The sequence below is a fragment of the Frondihabitans sp. 762G35 genome (assembly GCF_002074055.1).
Lineage (GTDB): Bacteria > Actinomycetota > Actinomycetes > Actinomycetales > Microbacteriaceae > Frondihabitans.
The window spans coordinates 1,102,726-1,118,938 of record NZ_CP014619.1 but is presented as its reverse complement, the minus strand read 5'-3'; the positions used below and the strand labels follow the sequence as shown (position 1 = coordinate 1,118,938).

14 protein-coding genes are annotated in these 16,213 nt (G+C 71.4%); 5 read left to right on the top strand and 9 right to left on the bottom strand.

Going from position 1 to position 16,213, the window contains the following annotated elements; genetic code table 11:
• Nucleotides 1-179: 179 nt before the first annotated feature.
• Nucleotides 180-869 (top strand): TetR/AcrR family transcriptional regulator, encoded by a 690-nt coding sequence (locus tag AS850_RS05485; protein WP_236940842.1) that lies wholly within the window; start codon nt 180-182, stop codon nt 867-869.
• 51 nt (nt 870-920) lie between these two features.
• Here AS850_RS05485 and AS850_RS05480 read toward each other — a convergent pair whose 3' ends face one another.
• Nucleotides 921-1,994, bottom strand: a complete 1,074-nt coding sequence (locus AS850_RS05480) for an aldo/keto reductase (protein WP_236940841.1) — start codon at nt 1,992-1,994, stop codon at nt 921-923.
• 476 nt (nt 1,995-2,470) lie between these two features.
• A complete protein-coding gene (locus AS850_RS05475) occupies nt 2,471-4,744 on the bottom strand; it encodes a polyribonucleotide nucleotidyltransferase (protein ID WP_119868210.1) in 2,274 nt (757 codons plus the stop codon).
• 517 nt (nt 4,745-5,261) lie between these two features.
• On the opposite strand from AS850_RS05475, the gene AS850_RS05470 reads away from it, so the two are divergent.
• Nucleotides 5,262-6,521 (top strand): coiled-coil domain-containing protein, encoded by a 1,260-nt coding sequence (locus AS850_RS05470; RefSeq protein ID WP_119868209.1) that lies wholly within the window; start codon nt 5,262-5,264, stop codon nt 6,519-6,521.
• A gap of 109 nt (nt 6,522-6,630) precedes the next feature.
• Here AS850_RS05470 and rpsO read toward each other — a convergent pair whose 3' ends face one another.
• The 3 genes from rpsO to AS850_RS05455 form a co-directional block, all read right to left on the bottom strand.
• Nucleotides 6,631-6,900 (bottom strand): 30S ribosomal protein S15, encoded by a 270-nt coding sequence (gene rpsO, locus AS850_RS05465; protein WP_119868208.1) that lies wholly within the window; start codon nt 6,898-6,900, stop codon nt 6,631-6,633.
• Nucleotides 6,901-7,003: 103 nt separating this feature from the next.
• Nucleotides 7,004-7,441 carry a VanZ family protein gene (locus AS850_RS05460; RefSeq protein ID WP_119868207.1) on the bottom strand — a complete coding sequence of 146 codons (438 nt, stop codon included), beginning with the start codon at nt 7,439-7,441 and terminating at the stop codon, nt 7,004-7,006.
• A gap of 49 nt (nt 7,442-7,490) precedes the next feature.
• Nucleotides 7,491-8,381: a nuclease-related domain-containing protein gene (locus AS850_RS05455; protein ID WP_119868206.1), complete on the bottom strand. Its 891-nt coding sequence runs from the start codon at nt 8,379-8,381 to the stop codon at nt 7,491-7,493.
• Between the two features lie 120 nt (nt 8,382-8,501).
• On the opposite strand from AS850_RS05455, the gene AS850_RS05450 reads away from it, so the two are divergent.
• The gene (locus tag AS850_RS05450) at nt 8,502-9,227 is read left to right on the top strand and encodes a M50 family metallopeptidase (protein WP_236940840.1); all 726 of its coding nucleotides are present in this window, start codon (nt 8,502-8,504) and stop codon (nt 9,225-9,227) included.
• A 7-nt stretch (nt 9,228-9,234) separates the two neighbouring features.
• On the opposite strand, the gene AS850_RS05445 is transcribed toward AS850_RS05450, so the two are convergent.
• Nucleotides 9,235-9,774: an adenine phosphoribosyltransferase gene (locus AS850_RS05445; protein WP_119868205.1), complete on the bottom strand. Its 540-nt coding sequence runs from the start codon at nt 9,772-9,774 to the stop codon at nt 9,235-9,237.
• A 188-nt stretch (nt 9,775-9,962) separates the two neighbouring features.
• Between AS850_RS05445 and AS850_RS05440 the strand changes: the two genes are divergently transcribed.
• Nucleotides 9,963-10,979 carry a glycoside hydrolase family 6 protein gene (locus AS850_RS05440; RefSeq protein WP_164088395.1) on the top strand — a complete coding sequence of 339 codons (1,017 nt, stop codon included), beginning with the start codon at nt 9,963-9,965 and terminating at the stop codon, nt 10,977-10,979.
• Between the two features lie 28 nt (nt 10,980-11,007).
• Here AS850_RS05440 and AS850_RS05435 read toward each other — a convergent pair whose 3' ends face one another.
• The 3 genes from AS850_RS05435 to AS850_RS05425 all read right to left on the bottom strand — a co-directional run bounded on the left by AS850_RS05435 (nt 11,008) and on the right by AS850_RS05425 (nt 14,586).
• Nucleotides 11,008-13,236: a UvrD-helicase domain-containing protein gene (locus tag AS850_RS05435; protein WP_236940839.1), complete on the bottom strand. Its 2,229-nt coding sequence runs from the start codon at nt 13,234-13,236 to the stop codon at nt 11,008-11,010.
• Between the two features lie 136 nt (nt 13,237-13,372).
• Nucleotides 13,373-14,212 (bottom strand): aldo/keto reductase, encoded by an 840-nt coding sequence (locus tag AS850_RS05430; RefSeq protein ID WP_119868203.1) that lies wholly within the window; start codon nt 14,210-14,212, stop codon nt 13,373-13,375.
• Nucleotides 14,212-14,586, bottom strand: a complete 375-nt coding sequence (locus AS850_RS05425; protein WP_119868202.1) for an FKBP-type peptidyl-prolyl cis-trans isomerase — start codon at nt 14,584-14,586, stop codon at nt 14,212-14,214. Before AS850_RS05425 ends, AS850_RS05430 begins: the two co-directional genes overlap by 1 nt.
• Nucleotides 14,587-14,811: 225 nt before the next feature.
• Here AS850_RS05425 and AS850_RS05420 point away from each other — a divergent pair, with 225 nt between their 5' ends.
• The gene (locus AS850_RS05420) at nt 14,812-16,152 is read left to right on the top strand and encodes an MFS transporter (RefSeq protein WP_119868201.1); all 1,341 of its coding nucleotides are present in this window, start codon (nt 14,812-14,814) and stop codon (nt 16,150-16,152) included.
• Nucleotides 16,153-16,213: the final 61 nt, after the last annotated feature.

Here is a 16,213-nt window from a genome sequence, read left to right as displayed (position 1 = left end):
TGGGGTACGTCAAATGTGGACAGACAGACTCGTCTGTTTGTCCTCATCCGTGCTAGAGTTATCTCACCGAGCGAGGTATCCCCCCTGGTTCTCGCTCGGCGGCCTGACGGACGTTCGCTGTCCGGAACCCCCGTTTCCCCCGATGGGGAGCCCGCCGAACCGCCCTAAGGAGCCACGCTGTGACGGTCGAATCCCCCCCTCCGGCCGTCCAGCGTCCCCTCGGGCAGCCGTCAGCCGGAGCCCCGGGCTCCGCGGGCGCTCCGGCCTCGCCCGGAGCGCCCGCCTCCCCCGCAGGGCCGGTGAACCAGCCCGGCCCCGGCGCGAAGCAGCGGGTGCTCGTCACGGCCGATCGCCTCTTCTACGACGAGGGCATCCGCACCGTGGGCGTCGACCGGCTCATCGCCGAGTCCGCCGTCACGAAGGCGACCTTCTACAAGCACTTCGGCGCCAAGGACAACCTGGTTCTCGACTACATCACCCGCCGGAGCGACCGGTCCCACGAGATCGTCGCCCGGATCTCCGACGAGGCGGGAACGGCGGCCGGCACCCTCCGCGGCATCGTCCAGGCGATCCTCGCCGACATCCAGTCCCCCGGCTTCCGCGGCTGCGCGTTCATCAACGCCGCCTCCGAATTCGCCGACCCTGCCCACCTGGTCCGGGTCGTCGTCGTCCAGTTCCGCGACTGGTACACCGAGACGCTCGTCGATCTCTTCCGGGAGGCCGGTCACCCGATGTCCGGAGACGCCGCCGACGAGTTCCTGCTGGCGCGCGACGGCGCGATGGTCGGCGGCTACGCCGGCGACGCGATCGCCGCTACGGCAGCGCTCGCGCGCGTGACCGACCGGCTGTTCGCCGACTGTCGGGGCTGACCCGGCCGAGGGCGCGGCTCCTGCGAGCCACCGACTTCCGCCCTCTCGGGGTCAGAACGACGTGACGCGGTCGAGCTCGGCGACCTCGTGGCGCGTGAGCTGCACCCGGGCGGACTCCACGAGCTCGGTCACCTGACGCGGCGAGCTCGCGCTCGCCACCGGTGCCACGACGTTCGGCTTGGCCAGGAGCCACGCGAGCGACACGGCCGCGACGGGCGCCGCATGGAGCGACGCGATCCGGTCGAGTTCCGCCAGGATGCGCAGCCCGCGCTTCGAGACGAGCTTCGCGACCTCGCTGCCGCGGCGGTGACCGCGGATGTCGGCCCGCGAGCGGTACTTGCCCGTGAGGAAGCCGCTCGCCAGCGCGAACCTCGGCATGACGGCGAGGCGCTGCTCGGCGGCGACGCGGGCGAGATCGCGCTCGTACTCGGAGCGGCGCACGAGGCTGTACTGGTTCTGGAGGGCGACCATCGGGGCCACACCGAGCATGCCGGCGGCGATGCGCGCCTCGTAGAGGCGGTTGCCGGAGTGATCGGATCCGCCGAAGTAGCGCACCTTGCCGGCACGGATCAGCCGGTCGACGCCCAGGAGGGTCCGCTCGAAGGCCACGTCGGTGTCGTCGATGTGCAAGTAGAGCAGGTCGATGTGGTCGGTCCCGAGCCGCTTGAGCGACGCGTCGACGGCCCGCTCCATGGCCCAGGGCGTCAGGCCCGGATTCGCCTCGCTCTTGCCGATCTTGGTGGCGAGGACGACGTCGTCGCGGGTGCGCCGCGTGCGCATCCACTCGCCGATGAGGCGCTCGCTCTCGCCGCCCGTGTAGGAGTCGGCCGTGTCGAGGAAGTTGCCGCCGACCTTGAAGTACGTGTCGAGCACGTCGAACGTCTGCCGCTCGTCGACGGTCCAGCCGAAGACGTTGCCGCTCAGGGCGAGGGGGAAGACGCGGAGGTCGCTCGTGCCGAGCCGACGGCGCGGTTGGATGATCCCGAGGTCGACCGGGACGGTGCGGATCGGGGCCGTCCGGATCGGGGCCAGCGGCCAGGCGTGGCGGCCGCGGGTGTCGGGAGCGAGGGCGGTGTCGGGAGCGACGGTCGCCGGGGAGGCGACGCGCGTGGTCGCTTCGGTCACTCGGCACCTCCTGACAGTTTTCCTAGAAATCGAGCGTACGGGGCGTTCGTGAACGTAACGTCGCGCCGCACCAACTCGTTACCAAATTCCCGCCCCCAGTTGCAGGGGTGTTCGGAGCCGGTGGCCCCCGCGGCGGGTCGGGGGTGTCCCCCGCGCGACGGCAGGCACAGCGGCTCCACCGGATTCCCCCAGGGAAAGCTCGGCCGAACCGAGCGGTTCGCACAAGCGGCGTCCGTAGTGTCTGTCGTGTGCGGTTCCTGGGAGGGTTCCGGGGCGTCGTTTCTCGTGGTGGGGAGCGGTGCCGTCACGTCAGGCCGGTAGCACCGGTCGAGAGGGGCCGGAGCGGTGGGGATCGCTTCGGCCCCTCGCCAATCGGCCGAGGTGCGTCCTCTCACCGGATCGCAGGATGCCCGTCCCGACGCGGGAACGCCCGCCTCCGAGGGAGACGGGCGTTCCGGTGGAGCGGAGTCGTGCGACTAGACCTCGACGGACGCGTCGTCGGCCACCGAGGCGGCCGCGCTTCCGTCGGTGTCGGCCTCGTCGGCCACCACCGGGGCGAGCGAGAGCTTGCCGCGGTCGTCGATCTTCGTGATCTCGACGAGGACCTTCTGGCCGACCCCGAGGACGTCCTCGACGTTCTCGACGCGCTTGCCGCCGGCGAGCTTGCGGACCTCGCTGATGTGCAGCAGGCCGTCCTTGCCGGGCAGGAGCGAGACGAACGCACCGAAGGTCGCGATCTTCACGACCGTGCCGAGGAACTGCTCGCCGATCTCCGGGTTGGTCGGGTTCGCGATGGCGTTGACCTGCGCGCGCGCGGCCTCGGCCGACGGACCGTCGACGGCGCCGATGTACACGGTGCCGTCCTCCTCGATGGAGATGTCGGCGCCGGTCTCGTCCTGGATGGCGTTGATCGTCTTGCCCTTCGGGCCGATCAGCTCGCCGATCTTGTCCTGGGGGATCTGGACGCTGATGACGCGCGGCGCCGTCGGAGCCATCTCGTCGGGGGCGTCGATGGCGCTGTTCAGCACGTTCAGGATGGCCGTGCGGGCCTCCTTCGCCTGCTTGAGAGCGGCGTCGAGGACGGCCGAGGGGATGCCGTCGAGCTTCGTGTCGAGCTGGATGGCCGTGACGAACTCGGACGTGCCGGCGACCTTGAAGTCCATGTCGCCGAGGGCGTCCTCCGCACCGAGGATGTCGGTGAGAGCGGCGTAGCGGGTCTGACCGTCGACCACGTCGGAGACGAGGCCCATGGCGATACCGGCGACCGGGGCCTTCAGCGGGACACCCGCGTTGAGCAGCGACAGCGTCGAGGCGCAGACGGAGCCCATCGAGGTGGAGCCGTTCGAGGACAGCGCCTCGGAGACCTGACGGATGGCGTAGGGGAACTCCTCGCGCGACGGCAGGACCGGCACGAGGGCGCGCTCGGCCAGGAAGCCGTGCCCGATCTCGCGACGCTTCGGCGACCCGACGCGACCGGTCTCTCCGGTGGAGTAGGGCGGGAAGTTGTAGTGGTGGAGGTAGCGCTTCTTCGTGATCGGGCTCAGCGAGTCGATCTGCTGCTCCATCTTGAGCATGTTCAGCGTGGTGACGCCCAGGATCTGGGTCTCGCCGCGCTGGAAGATGGCCGAACCGTGGACGCGCGGGATGACCTGCACCTCGGCGTCGAGCGGACGGATGTCGGCGAGGCCGCGGCCGTCCATGCGGATCTGCTCGGTCAGGATGCGCGAGCGCACGACCTTCTTGGTGACCGACTTGTAGGCGCCCGACACCTGACCGGTCGCGGAAGCGGGGAGCTCACCGGACTCGACCTTGGCGGCGACGGCCTCCTTGACGCGGGACTTGAGGGCGTCGTCGGCGTCCTGGCGCTCCTGCTTGGCGGCGATCTGGTAGACGGCCTTCAGCTCCTCCTCCGCGACAGCGGCGACGGCCGAGTACACCTCGTCGGTGTAGGGCGGGAAGACGGGGTAGTCGGCGATCTCCTTGGCGGACTGCGCGGCGAGCTTCGCCTGCGCCTCGACGAGCACCTTGAGGAACGGCTTGGCCGCCTCGAGGCCCTCGGCCACGACGGCCTCGTCGGGCTTCGTGTCGCCGCCCTGAATAAGGCCCCAGGCGTGCTCGGTGGCCTCCGCCTCGACCATCATGATGGCGACGTCCTCGGCACCCGACGCGTCGGTGACGACACGGCCGGCGACGGTCAGGTCGAAGACGGCGTCCTCGAGCTGCGACGCCTTCGGGAAGGCGACCCACTGGCCCTTGATGAGCGCGAGGCGCACACCGGCGACGGGGCCGGAGAACGGGAGGCCGGAGATCTGGGTCGAGGCGCTGGCCGCGTTGATGGCCAGGGCGTCGTAGAACTCGTCGGGGGCGATCGAGAGGACCGTGATGACGATCTGGACCTCGTTGCGCAGGCCGTCGACGAACGACGGGCGCAGCGGCCGGTCGATGAGACGGCACACGAGGATGGCCTCGGTGGAAGGGCGGCCCTCGCGGCGGAAGAACGAGCCGGGGATCTTGCCGGCGGCGTAGGAACGCTCTTCGACGTCGACGGTCAGCGGGAAGAAGTCGAAGTTGTCCTTCGGGTTCTTCGAGGCGCTCGTCGCGGAGAGCAGCATCGTCTCCTCGTCGAGGTACGCGGCGACGGCCCCCTGGGCCTGCTGCGCGAGACGGCCGGTCTCGAACCGGACCGTCCGGGTGCCGTACTTGCCGTTGTCGATGACGGCTTCGGCGAACTTGATTTCTGGACCCTCCATATGGGGGTTCTCTCCTCTTTGTTTGTCATCGCCGCCCCGTGTGGGCTGCGATGTCTGACGAACACGACGACCGACGCCCGCGACGCGGGGTGGTCGTCCCCGGAGTCGGGCGACGACGCGGGCACGCGAGGCGCTCGCAGACGCGACCTGCGCGATCGGGTCGGGCGCTGTGAGGGCCTGACCGAAGCGACAGGGGCGGACTCGCGGTCGTGCGGCAGGAGCCGCGGGCGCACGAGACCGGATCGGTGGCGTCCGCCTGGTCAACAGTAGAAACGGTCGGATGCTCCGGGCCCGAGGCCCCGCTTCCGCACGTCACCACCGGTGACCAGCTGAGGCCGCCTGCTCCGTGGATGATTGCGTGTTGAATTGTGTCGTGCACGGGCGCTCGGACCACCTCTCGGATGGTATGAGCGACCAGGGCGATCGTATCACCCGACCGTCCGGCCACCCCCCGAACGCGCGGGATGGGGCCTGTGTTACTGGTGTTACTGGTGTGATCGGCGCTACTCTCGGCAGCATGGCTCCTGTCGAACCCCGCTCGCGCGCGCGCCGATTCGCCCTCCCCGCCGCGAGCGCCGCCGTGGTGGCCCTCGTCGTCGCCGGAGTGATCGTCGCCCCGCAGCAGGCCTCCGCGGTCCCGAGCTGGAGCGAGGTCCAGGCGGCCCGGGGGAACGCGGCCGCCACGAAGAAGCAGGTGCAGCAGATCACCGCCTCGCTCGATCAGCTCCAGACGAAGGCCGCCGGCCTGAGTCAGCGGGCCATCGACGCCGACGCCGCGAACGCCCGGGCCCAGGACGCGCTCCAGCAGGCGACCGCGACCGCCTCGACCCTCGAAGCGCAGGTCCGAGGCGAGACGAAGAAGGCCGACATCGCCCACCAGCAGGCGGGGCAGCTCGCCGCACACCTCTACCGGATCGGCAACGCGGGGTCGCTCGACGGTCAGCTCTTCTCCGGGCGCGATGCGTCGGGGACCCTCTACCGGCTCGGCGCCCTGTCGCAGCTGAGCGCCCAGTGGCAGGCCGTCCTCACCGAGGCGACGGTGGCGAGCAACGCCGTCACGTCGCTCGGGGCCCAGGCGAAGGTCGCGGCGGCCGAGCGGGACCGCCTGGCGGGAGAGGCGGCCACGGCCCTCGCCTCGGCGCAGCACTCTCAGGCTCTCGCCGACTCCGAGGTCTCGAACGCGACCGCGCAGCAGACGACCCTCTACTCGCAACTGGCTTCGCTGAACGACACCACGGCCTCTCTCGAGAAGAGCTACCACGACCACCAGGTCGCCCTCGCGAGCTACCGGGCCCTCCTCGTCCAGCAGCACGACGCGAAGGTGGCGGCGTATAAGAAGAGCCATCCGGCGCCCGTGTCCGTCCCCGTCCCCGCGCCCGTGTCGAACCCGGGTGGGTCCGGCGGCGGCTCCGGCAGTGGGTCCGGCGGAGGCTCGGGCGGCAGCACTCCCCCGCCGAGCGGTGCGATCGACGACCCCGCGGCGGCGCAGGCGTACGCGGCCGCGTCCCTCGGCTCGCACGGCTGGGACCAGTCGCAGTTCCAGTGCCTCGTCAACCTCTGGAACCAGGAGTCCGGCTGGCGGACCAGCGCGCTCAACGTGTCGAGCGGCGCCTACGGGATCCCGCAGTCGCTCCCGGCCAGCAAGATGTCCTCCGTCGGCCTCGACTGGCAGACCAGCTACCGCACCCAGATCACCTGGGGTCTCGGCTACATCCAGGCGTCCTACGGCAGCCCGTGCGGCGCCTGGGCCCACGAGGTCGCGCACAACTGGTACTGATCGGCGCGACCCCGGCGAGATCGGGGCAGGAACCCCGGGATCGTGAAAAGGCCCGCCCCGTGTACGGGGCGGGCCTTTCGTCGAGACGGTGCGTCAGCGATTCAGCTGATCAGCGACGCAGTCCGAGGCGCTCGATGAGCGCGCGGTAGCGGTTGATGTCGACGTCGGAGAGGTATCCGAGCAGACGACGACGCTGGCCCACGAGGAGCAGGAGACCACGACGCGAGTGGTGGTCGTGCTTGTGCTCCTTGAGGTGCTCGGTCAGGTCTTTGATGCGCTGGGTGAGGACGGCCACCTGGACCTCGGGGGAACCCGTGTCGCCCGGGTGGGTCGCGTACTCTTCGATGATCGCAGTCTTGACTTCCGGTGAAAGTGCCATAGCTGGATCCCCTCTCTGTCGTTGCGCGGTGCCCCGGGCCTGATGCGAGGGGCTCTCTTTATCCGCGGCCGTTGGACGGCAACCTGCCCATACTAGCAGCCGATCAGACCCGGCGGAGGAGACGTCCGCTCGGGGCGACCGCGAGGCGCGCCGCGGTCGCCAGGGCGGCGCCGATCAGGCCGCCGAGGCCGTTGTGCACGATGTCGCGGACGTCGTCGACACGGGTCGGGAGGTAGGCCCCCTGGAACGCCTCGATCCCCGCGGAGAGACCGACGCACGCGATCACGGCCACGACGACGGCCCGGCGGGGCAGGGCCAGCGCCAGGAGCAGCCCGAGCGGCACGAACAGGGCGACGTTCGCCAGCCCTTCGACTCGGGAGAACGTCAGCCACCCGGTCGCCGGAGACTGCGAGAAGAGGGCGAGGGCCCGGCGCAGGAGCCCCGACCCGGTGTCGCCGTAGGGCTGCGGCCCCAGCGTGATCCAGCCGACGAGGGCGAGGTACGCCGCGGTCGGGATCAGGAGCCAGGGGCGGAAGCGCATCGTCCCATCCTCCCGGACGACACCGTGGAGACGCCTGGGGAGCGGCGGTTCAGCCGAGGACCGCGTGCGCGAGAGCGGGAGCCGCGACGAGGGCGCCGGCCAGGGCGGCGAGGCCTCCCGCGGCCCAGAGGCCACGCGTGCGCCGGGCCCGACGCACCTCCTGCCGGACCGCGTCGAACCACTGCTGCATCTCGTGGCGAGCCGGTCGCACCGCGGCTCCTGCCGGTGCCTCGACGGCCCAGGCCTGGTCGGCGCGGGCGGCCCGCGGCTGCCAGGTGCGGGGCCGGAGGGCCACGCGGGTGATCTCGCGGACGTCGTCGACCGAGAGCTGCGCCTTCTGACGTCGGAGGAAGGGGACGGTCTGGACGGCGCCGAGGATCGTGACGTCGTCCGGCTGCTGCTTCACCGTGAGGGAGGCGGCGCCGACCACGACGATCAGGGCTCGCACGGGGACCTCTCGACCCAGGGCCTCCCGGAGGAGCTTCGCCGCCCGCGTCGCCTCGTGCTTCGACTTCTGCAGGTACGGCTCGCGGTGACCGTCGACGAGGAACGTGCGACTGCCCGCCCAGACCTTCCGCCCGGTGTGGTTCTTCGTGTTGATGGTGAAGACGCCCGGCGGTCCGATGACGACGTGGTCGATGTCGGCGCCGCGGTCGCCGACCGGGACCGAGTGCACGACGCGCCAGGAGCCGCCTCCGCGTCCCGCTCCCCCGGCGCTCAGTGCGCGGAGCCTCTGCGCGACCTCGATCTCGCCGACGGCGCCGGCGAACCACGACGACGCCTCGGGGGCGAGGGGGCTCGCACCGAGGATCCGGGCGACGCGGCCGCGCGGCGGCCGCTCGCTCTGCAGCTCCCAGAAGCGTTCGATGACCGACAGGCCTGCGGTGCGGTCGCCGAGCGGGAGCGACGAGCGGTCGTCGCCGGGTTCGGGGGTCGTCATGCAGGTCCTTCCGGTCGGTCCTCGAAACGTAGCGTCGGCTGCACGGTTCCTGACAGCGCCCGTCCGGGGGTGAAAACCCGAACGGGGGACGCTGTCAGACGCTCTCCCTAGGCTGTCGCCGTGGATTTCATCAGCACCCTCTGGTCGCGGGTCACCCTCGTGTCGGCACCGCTCACCGTCCCGATGCTCGTCGGCGCCCTCGTCGCGGGCATCCTGCTGGTCCTCCTGCCGGGTGCCTGGCACACCGTCCGCCACGCGGTGACGGTGGTGCACGAGGGCGGGCACGCGCTCGTCGCCGTCGTGACGGGCCGCTCGCTGACGGGCATCCGCCTCCACTCCGACACCTCGGGGCTGACCGTGTCGCGCGGGCCGAAGACGGGCCCGGGCATGGTCCTCACTCTCCTCGCGGGCTACACGGCCCCGGCCCTGGCCGCGCTGGGCGCGTCGTGGATGCTCAGCCGCGGCTACTCCGCCGGGCTCCTCTGGGCGCTCCTGCTCGTCCTGGCCCTGATGCTGCTCCAGATCCGCAACTTCTTCGGTCTCTGGGTGATCCTCGTGGGAGCCGCCCTCGTCGTCGGGGTCACGTTCCTGGCACCGGCGACGTGGCAGCTCGTCTTCGGTCACGTCGTGACGGTCGTCCTGGCGCTCGGGGCGCTGCGGGCCAGCCTCGAACTGCAGACGTCGCGTCGGCGCTCGCGCAACGGACAGTCCGACGCGGATCAGCTCGCGCGGCTCACCCACGTGCCCGGGCTCGCCTGGGTGTTCGTCTTCGTGCTCGTCGCGCTCGTGTGCGCCATCGCCGACGCGTGGATGCTCGTGCCGGAGGGGCTGCTCACGCAGCCGTGACGACGCCTCAGGCGGGAGCCGAGGCGAGCGCGTGGACGGGCAGGCGCGAGGCCAGCCGGTCGCGACCGGCGAGCCCGTCGAGCTCGAGGAGCACGGCGATGCCGACGACCTCGTACCCGGCCCGCTCGAGCAGCGTGATCGACGCCTCGGCGGTGCCGCCGGTGGCGAGGACGTCGTCGACGACCAGGACGCGCGACCCCGCGGGCAGCTGCCCCGGCCGGAGCTCGATCGTCGCCTCGCCGTACTCGAGCGCGTAGCTCTCGCTCAGGACCTCGCCGGGGAGCTTGCCGGCCTTCCGGACCGTGAGGACGCCCGTCGACGTCTGCGCGGCGATGCCGCCCGCGAGCGCGAACCCGCGCGCCTCGATGCCGGCGACCGCGGTGAAGCCGCCCTCGAACGGTTCGGCGAGCGCGGCGCAGACGACGGAGAACGCCTCCGCGTCGGCGAAGACGGGGGTGATGTCGCGGAAGAGGATGCCGGGCTTCGGGAAGTCGGGGACGACGGCGGTGAGGCGGTCGACGAGGTCGGAGGCGTCTGCGGCGGTCATGGTTCCACGGTATCGGGTCGGGGCGACGGGGATCCCCGCGCCGGGCATCCTGCTCTCGTGCCCCGGTCTGGGGGTGCCGCGTCCCCCGAACGGGCGCTCCCCGCGGGCCGGTCGCTCTGGTTGTCTCGAACGACGGCGAACGCAGGATGCACGGGGCACCCGCGGCCCGCCGACCAGAGGTTCCTCCGATGCCACGTCAGCGCACCAGACGGATCGTCCGCACGCTCGCGATCGCCTGCGCGGCCGCCGTGATCGGGACGGCGGTGGTGCAGGGGCAGATCGCCCACGCGGCCACCGCGATCCGGACACCCGCCCAGATCCAGGCCGCATCGTCGCGCCAACTCTTCGCCGGGGGGCTCGCCGTCCAGCCCACGTCGCAGGCGGCGCAGGCGGAGCAGGCCCTCCGCGCGAAGAAGAAGACCACCGAGGCGAACACCATCCACCAGATCGCGTCGCAGCCCGTGGCGATCTGGCTGGGCGACTGGTACTCGACGACGCAGCTCAAGAAGGTCGTCGCGACCGAGCTCGCCAACGCCGAGCGGTACTCGCGCACCCTCGTGCTCGTGACCTACGCGATCCCCGACCGCGACTGCGGCGGCTTCTCCGCCGGCGGACTCACGGCCAAGCAGTACCTCGCGTGGAACCAGGTCATCGCCGACGGACTCCGCGGCCACCGGGCCGCCGTCATCGTCGAGCCCGACGCCCTCGCCATGATCAGCAGCTGCCCGAAGGTCGCGTCCGAGCGGCTCCCGCTCCTGAAGTCGGCCGTGACCGCCCTCGCGAACGCCGGTGCGGCGACCTACCTCGACGCGGGCAACTCCAACTGGGTCAAGCCCGACGTCATGGCGTCGCGCCTCACCGCCGCCGGCATCGGCTCGGCGCGGGGCTTCGCCACCAACGTCTCGAACTACTACCCGCTCGCGAACGAGGTCGCGTACGCCGACAAGGTCTCGGCCCTGACCGGCGGCTCGCACTACGTCGTCGACATCTCGCGCAACGGTCGCGGTTGGAAGGGCACCTGGTGCAACCCGCCCGGAGCCGGACTCGGCAGGAACCCGAGCGTGTCCATGGCCAACACGAAGCTCGACGCGTCGCTCTGGATCAAGACGCCGGGGGCCAGCGACGGCACCTGCAACGGCGGTCCCCAGGCCGGCAGCTGGTGGGAGCAGTACGCGCTCCAGCTCGTGAAGCTCCGCGCGACCTGACCCCCAGGTCGGCCCCCGCCGCCGGGCCTCAGGCGTCGACGACGGTGAGCCGCTGCGTCGGGCGCGTCATCGCGACGTACAGGCTCGCGTTGCCCCGGCTCGAGAGCTGCAGGATGCGCCGGGGCGACACGACCACGACGGCGTCGAACTCGAGGCCCTTGCTGGTCGCCGGGCTGAGCACCGAGATCGCGGTCGTGAGCGACGCGGAGCCGAGGCCGACCTCGCCCGGGAACCGCTCGCGCAGGGCCTCGAACACGGGACCCACCAGCGCCTCGGGCGCGATGACGGCGAGTGTTCCGCCGTCGTCGATCGAGCGGTCGACCGCGACGGCCTCGACGGTCGCGACCACGGCGTCCCGCTCGCCCTCGATCTCGCGGACGGGCCACTCGCTCGACCGCACCGATCGGCTCGGGGTGATCTCGAGGCCGGTGCGTCGGGCGACGTCCTCGGCGAAGGCCACGATCTGAGCGGGCGTGCGGTAGTTGACCGTGAGTTCCTCGAGGTGCCAGGCGTCGGGCCCGCGGCGTCGGCCGAGGAGGCTCTGGAGCGCGCGGTCCCAGCTCGACGCGGAGGCCGGCGACGAGGCCTGCGCGATGTCCCCCACGACCGTGAACGACCGGAGCGGGCAGCGTCGCGCGAGGAGCCGCCACTGCATGGGGCTGAGCTCCTGCGCCTCGTCGACGACGACGTGGCCGTAGGCCCAGGTGCGGTCTCCCGCGGCGCGCTCGGCGGTCGTCATGCTCTGAGCCCGCTCGGCGAAGTTGCCCGCGATGTCGCTGGCGGTGACGAGGCCCTCCACCTGCATGTTCTCGATCGCGCGCTCGGCGTTCTCGATGTCGCGCTTCTGCTGCGCCTTGCGGGCGCGCTTGTCGGCGTCGACGGCCGTGTCGAACTCGCCCAGGAGCTCGGCCGCCTCGTCGAGGAGGGGAACGTCGCTGATCGTGAGTTCGGCCCCGCGCTCGCGCCGGAGGAGCGCGCGCTCGGCGTCCGACCACTGGGGGGTGATCGATGCGAGCCACGCGGGTCGGGAGTAGAGGTCGTCGAGGAGCTTGCGGGGTGTCAGGGGGAGCCAGGCCGTGTTGAGGAGCACGCGGACGTCGTACGACTGCCGGATGTCCTCGCGGAGGACGAGCTCGTCGGAGTCGTCCACGGTCGTGCCGCGGGCCTTCAGCTGCTGGACCAGCTGCCGCGTGAGAGCGGCGAGGGCGGACTTGTTGAAGCCGACCCGGGCCTCGTTGTGCGGCTTGCCCCGCTCCTGGGCGCGGCGGAGCGCGTCGCGGACGAGCTCGGGCTGGACGACCATGCGCTCGCCGTCGATGTCGACCTCGGTCGGCTCGGTGGGGACGATCTGGCGGGACCGGACGGCGCGCTTGAGGAGGTCGGCCATCTTCGCCGAGCCCTTGAGCGCGGCGACATCGGGCGCGTCGTCTCGGGAGGCGTCGACACCCGGGTAGAGCGAGCCGAGGCTCGCCAGGACGACGCCCGACTCGCCGAGAGACGGAAGCACCTGCTCGATGTAGCGGAGGAACGACCTGCTGGGACCCACCACCAGGACGCCGGAGGCGCGGAGGCGCTCGCGGTGCGAGTAGAGCAGGTAGGCGGCGCGATGGAGGGCCACCGCCGTCTTGCCGGTGCCCGGACCGCCCTGGACCACGAGGACGCCGTCGAGGGGAGACCGGATGATGCGGTCCTGCTCGGCCTGGATCGTCGCGACGATGTCGGTCATCCGGCCGGTGCGCTGCGCGGTGAGGGCCGCCATGAGCGCCCCCTCGCCCTGGAGCTGGGCGTCGCCCCGGTCGAGGAGGGAGGCGTCGAAGACCTCGTCCTCGAGGCGGGTGACGGTGCGGCCCGAGAGGGTCAGGTGGCGCCTCGCCCGAGCACCCATCGGCGTCGCCGCGGTCGCCTGGTAGAAGGCGCTGGCGCCGGGGACGCGCCAGTCGAGCAGGATCGGGTGGTGCTCGCGGTCACGGAGTCCGATGCGGCCGATGTAGCGGAAGAACCCGCGACCGTCGCCGTCGGATGCTCCGCCTCCCGCGGGGCTCGTGGTCTCGTCGGGCTCCCGGAGCTCGAGCCGACCGAACGCGAGGCGCTCGTCCACCTCGCCGAGCTGGGCGAGGGTGTCCTCGTAGAGCCGGGCGTACGCGTCGCGCTCGCTGCGGCTCTGGTGGTTGCCCCCGACGGCCTCCCGCCGGGTCGAGACGAGCTTCTCGCGCGCCTCGGCTTTGAGCGCGTCGAGGCGCTCGTACAGGGTGGACACGTAATCGCGTTCGCGATCGAGTTCAGATGACAACAGGCGGGCACCCCTCGGGAAAAGTCGGCTCACGATTCTAATCCCTCGGGAGGGAGGGGAACCTGGGGACCGTTCCGCGAGGGGTGCTCGCCCGGAGTGAGGTCTAGAACTCCTCGTGCGTCATCGGGTCGCCGTCCCAGAGGCGCCCGCGCTCGAGGCCCGAGATCGCCTCGACCTCGTCGGCGGTCAGCTCGAACGAGAACACGTCGAGGTTCTCCCGCTGACGGCCGGCGTCGCCGGACTTCGGCAGCGGCACGGCTCCGAGCTGGACGTGCCAGCGCACGACGACCTGCGTCGGCGTCACGCCGTGCGCTCGGGCGACGTCGAGGATGACGCTCTCGGTGAGGAGTTCGCTCTGCTTGCCGATCGGGCTCCAGCTCTCCGTCACGACCCCGAGTTCGGCGTGGGCCGCGCGCAGCTCGGCCTGGGGGAAGTAGGGGTGCAGCTCGATCTGGTTGACGGCCGGGACGATCCCGACCTCGTCGCGCACCCGCTCGAGCTGCTCCCGCGTGAAGTTGGAGACGCCGATCGAGGTGACCAGGCCCTCCTCCTGCAGCTTCCGGAACGCGCGGAACGACTCGACGTAGCGGTCGATGCGCGGGAGCGGCCAGTGGATCAGGTAGAGGTCGACGTGATCGAGGCCGAGGTTCGCCCGGGTCTCCTCGAACGACGCGAGGGTCTCGTCGTAGCCGTGGTGCCGACCCGGGAGCTTCGACGTGACGATGATCTCGTCGCGCGGCACGTCGGTCTCGCGGACGGCGCGACCGACGGCTCCCTCGTTGCCGTAGTTGAGGGCGGTGTCGAGAAGCCGGTAGCCCGTGTCGAGGGCCGCGCGGACGGCGGTCGTGCCCTCGTCGTCGTTCAGCTTGTAGGTGCCGAGGCCGACGGCGGGGAACGCGGTGCCGTCGTTGAGGGTGAGGGTCGGGACCGCGAGGGCCGTCATCAGCTCACGCCGAGGAGGTCGATCACGAAGATGAGGGTCTTGCCGCTGAGCGGGTGACCACCGCCGGTCGGGCCGTAGGCGAGGTGCGGGGGGAGGACGAGCTTGCGGCGACCGCCGACCTTCATGCCGGGGATCCCCTCCTGCCAGCCGCGGACGAGTGCCGCGAGCGGGAAGTTGATGGGCTCGCCACGACCCCACGAGGAGTCGAACTCCTCGCCGGAGTCGTACTCGACGCCGACGTAGTGGACGTTGACGGTCGAGCCCTGCTGCGCCTCGGCGCCGTCGCCGACGGTGATGTCGGTGATCTCCAGGGCCTCGGGGGCCGGGCCCTCGGGGGCGTCGATCTCGGGCTTGGTCGAAGAGTCGTGTGTCATGAGTCCAGTCAAGCGCGTTTGGGCGATCGAGGCCAACCCGTCCGACGGGGACTGCGATGGGCCGGGCGCTCGCGTCCTCCCTGCGAAGGAATCGAGTGTCCGGCCCATCGTTCACCCGCACCGAGAGTCGAGTCATCAATGCGAATGCATGCACGCTACGCCTGCCGTGCGGACTGTGCAAATTCCGTGTGAACACTCGATGGCACCGTGCGCGAGAATGGGACCTTGAGCACCTCACCCGCCGAGAAGACCGCCCCCCGGAAGCGCGGCGTCTTCGTCGATCTCGCCCCGTTCCGAGCGAGCCCCGCGTTCGCCCGACTCTGGATCGGATCCGCCGTCTCGGGGGTCGGCGCGCAGCTCACCCTGGTCGCCGTGGGCCTCGAGATCTACCAGATCACGCGCTCGACCTTCGCGGTCGCCCTCGTCGGAGTCATCTCCCTGGCGCCGATGATCGTCGCGGGTCTCTACGGCGGGATGCTCGCCGACGCCTTCGACCGCCGGCTCGTCGCTCTCGCGGCCGCCGTCGTCGCCTGGATCACCACCGCGCTGATCGCCCTCCACGCCATCCTCGGGCTCGAGAACGTCGCGCTGCTGTACGTCCTGACGACGGTCGACGCGGTGGCCGCGACGATCATCAACGCCTCGCGGTCCGCGATCGTGCCCCGCCTCATCGGGACGGACCTCCTGCCCGCGGCATCGGCTCTCAACGGCATCAGCTTCGGGGTGCAGCTCACGCTGGGGCCGGCCCTGGCGGGCATCCTGGTCGCCTCCGTCGGGTTCCCGATCACCTACACGGTCGACGTCGTGCTGTTCTCGGCCGCGTTCCTCGGGATCCTTACCCTGCCGCCCATCCGCCCCGAGGGCGAGACACAGCGCCCCGGGCTCGCCTCGCTCGTCTACGGGGTGAAGTTCCTCCGGAGCTCGCCCAACATCCGGATGACGTTCGTCGTCGACATCATCGCCATGACCTTCGGGCAGCCGCGCGTCCTCTATCCCGTCGTCGGCGCCGTCCTCATCGGCGGCGGGGCGGTCACCGTCGGGGTCCTGACGGCGGCCTACGCCGTGGGCGCGCTGCTATGCAGCGTCTTCTCCGGTCGCCTCGGCCACGTGCGTCGGCAGGGAGCCGCGGTGTCGTGGGCGATCGCCGCGTACGGCGCCTGCATCCTGGCCTTCGGCGTCGTGCTCGCGGTCGCCGCTGCCGGCGGCGTGAACAACCCGGCGGGGAGCCTCACCGCGCCGTTCTCCTCCGCGAACCTCGTGGCGCTCGGATTCGCGGCCCTCGCCCTGGCCGGCTCCGGCGCGGCCGACAACGTCTCGTCGATCTTCCGCAGCACGATCCTCCAGGCTGCCTCCCCCGATGCCATGCGCGGTCGCCTCCAGGGCATCTTCATCGTCGTCGTCACGGGCGGTCCCCGCGTCGGCGACCTCTTCGTCGGACTGCTCGCGCTGCTCGGCACCGTCTGGCCCCCGCTCCTGGGAGGCGCCGTCATCATCGTGCTCATCGGGCTCCTCGCCCGGGCGCAGCCGACGTTCCGCCGGTACGACGCCCTCCACCCCACGCCCTGACCCGGGGCCCCGACGTAACACGCGGCAACGGTCGCGCCCGCGTGGCAGGCTGGTGACGTTC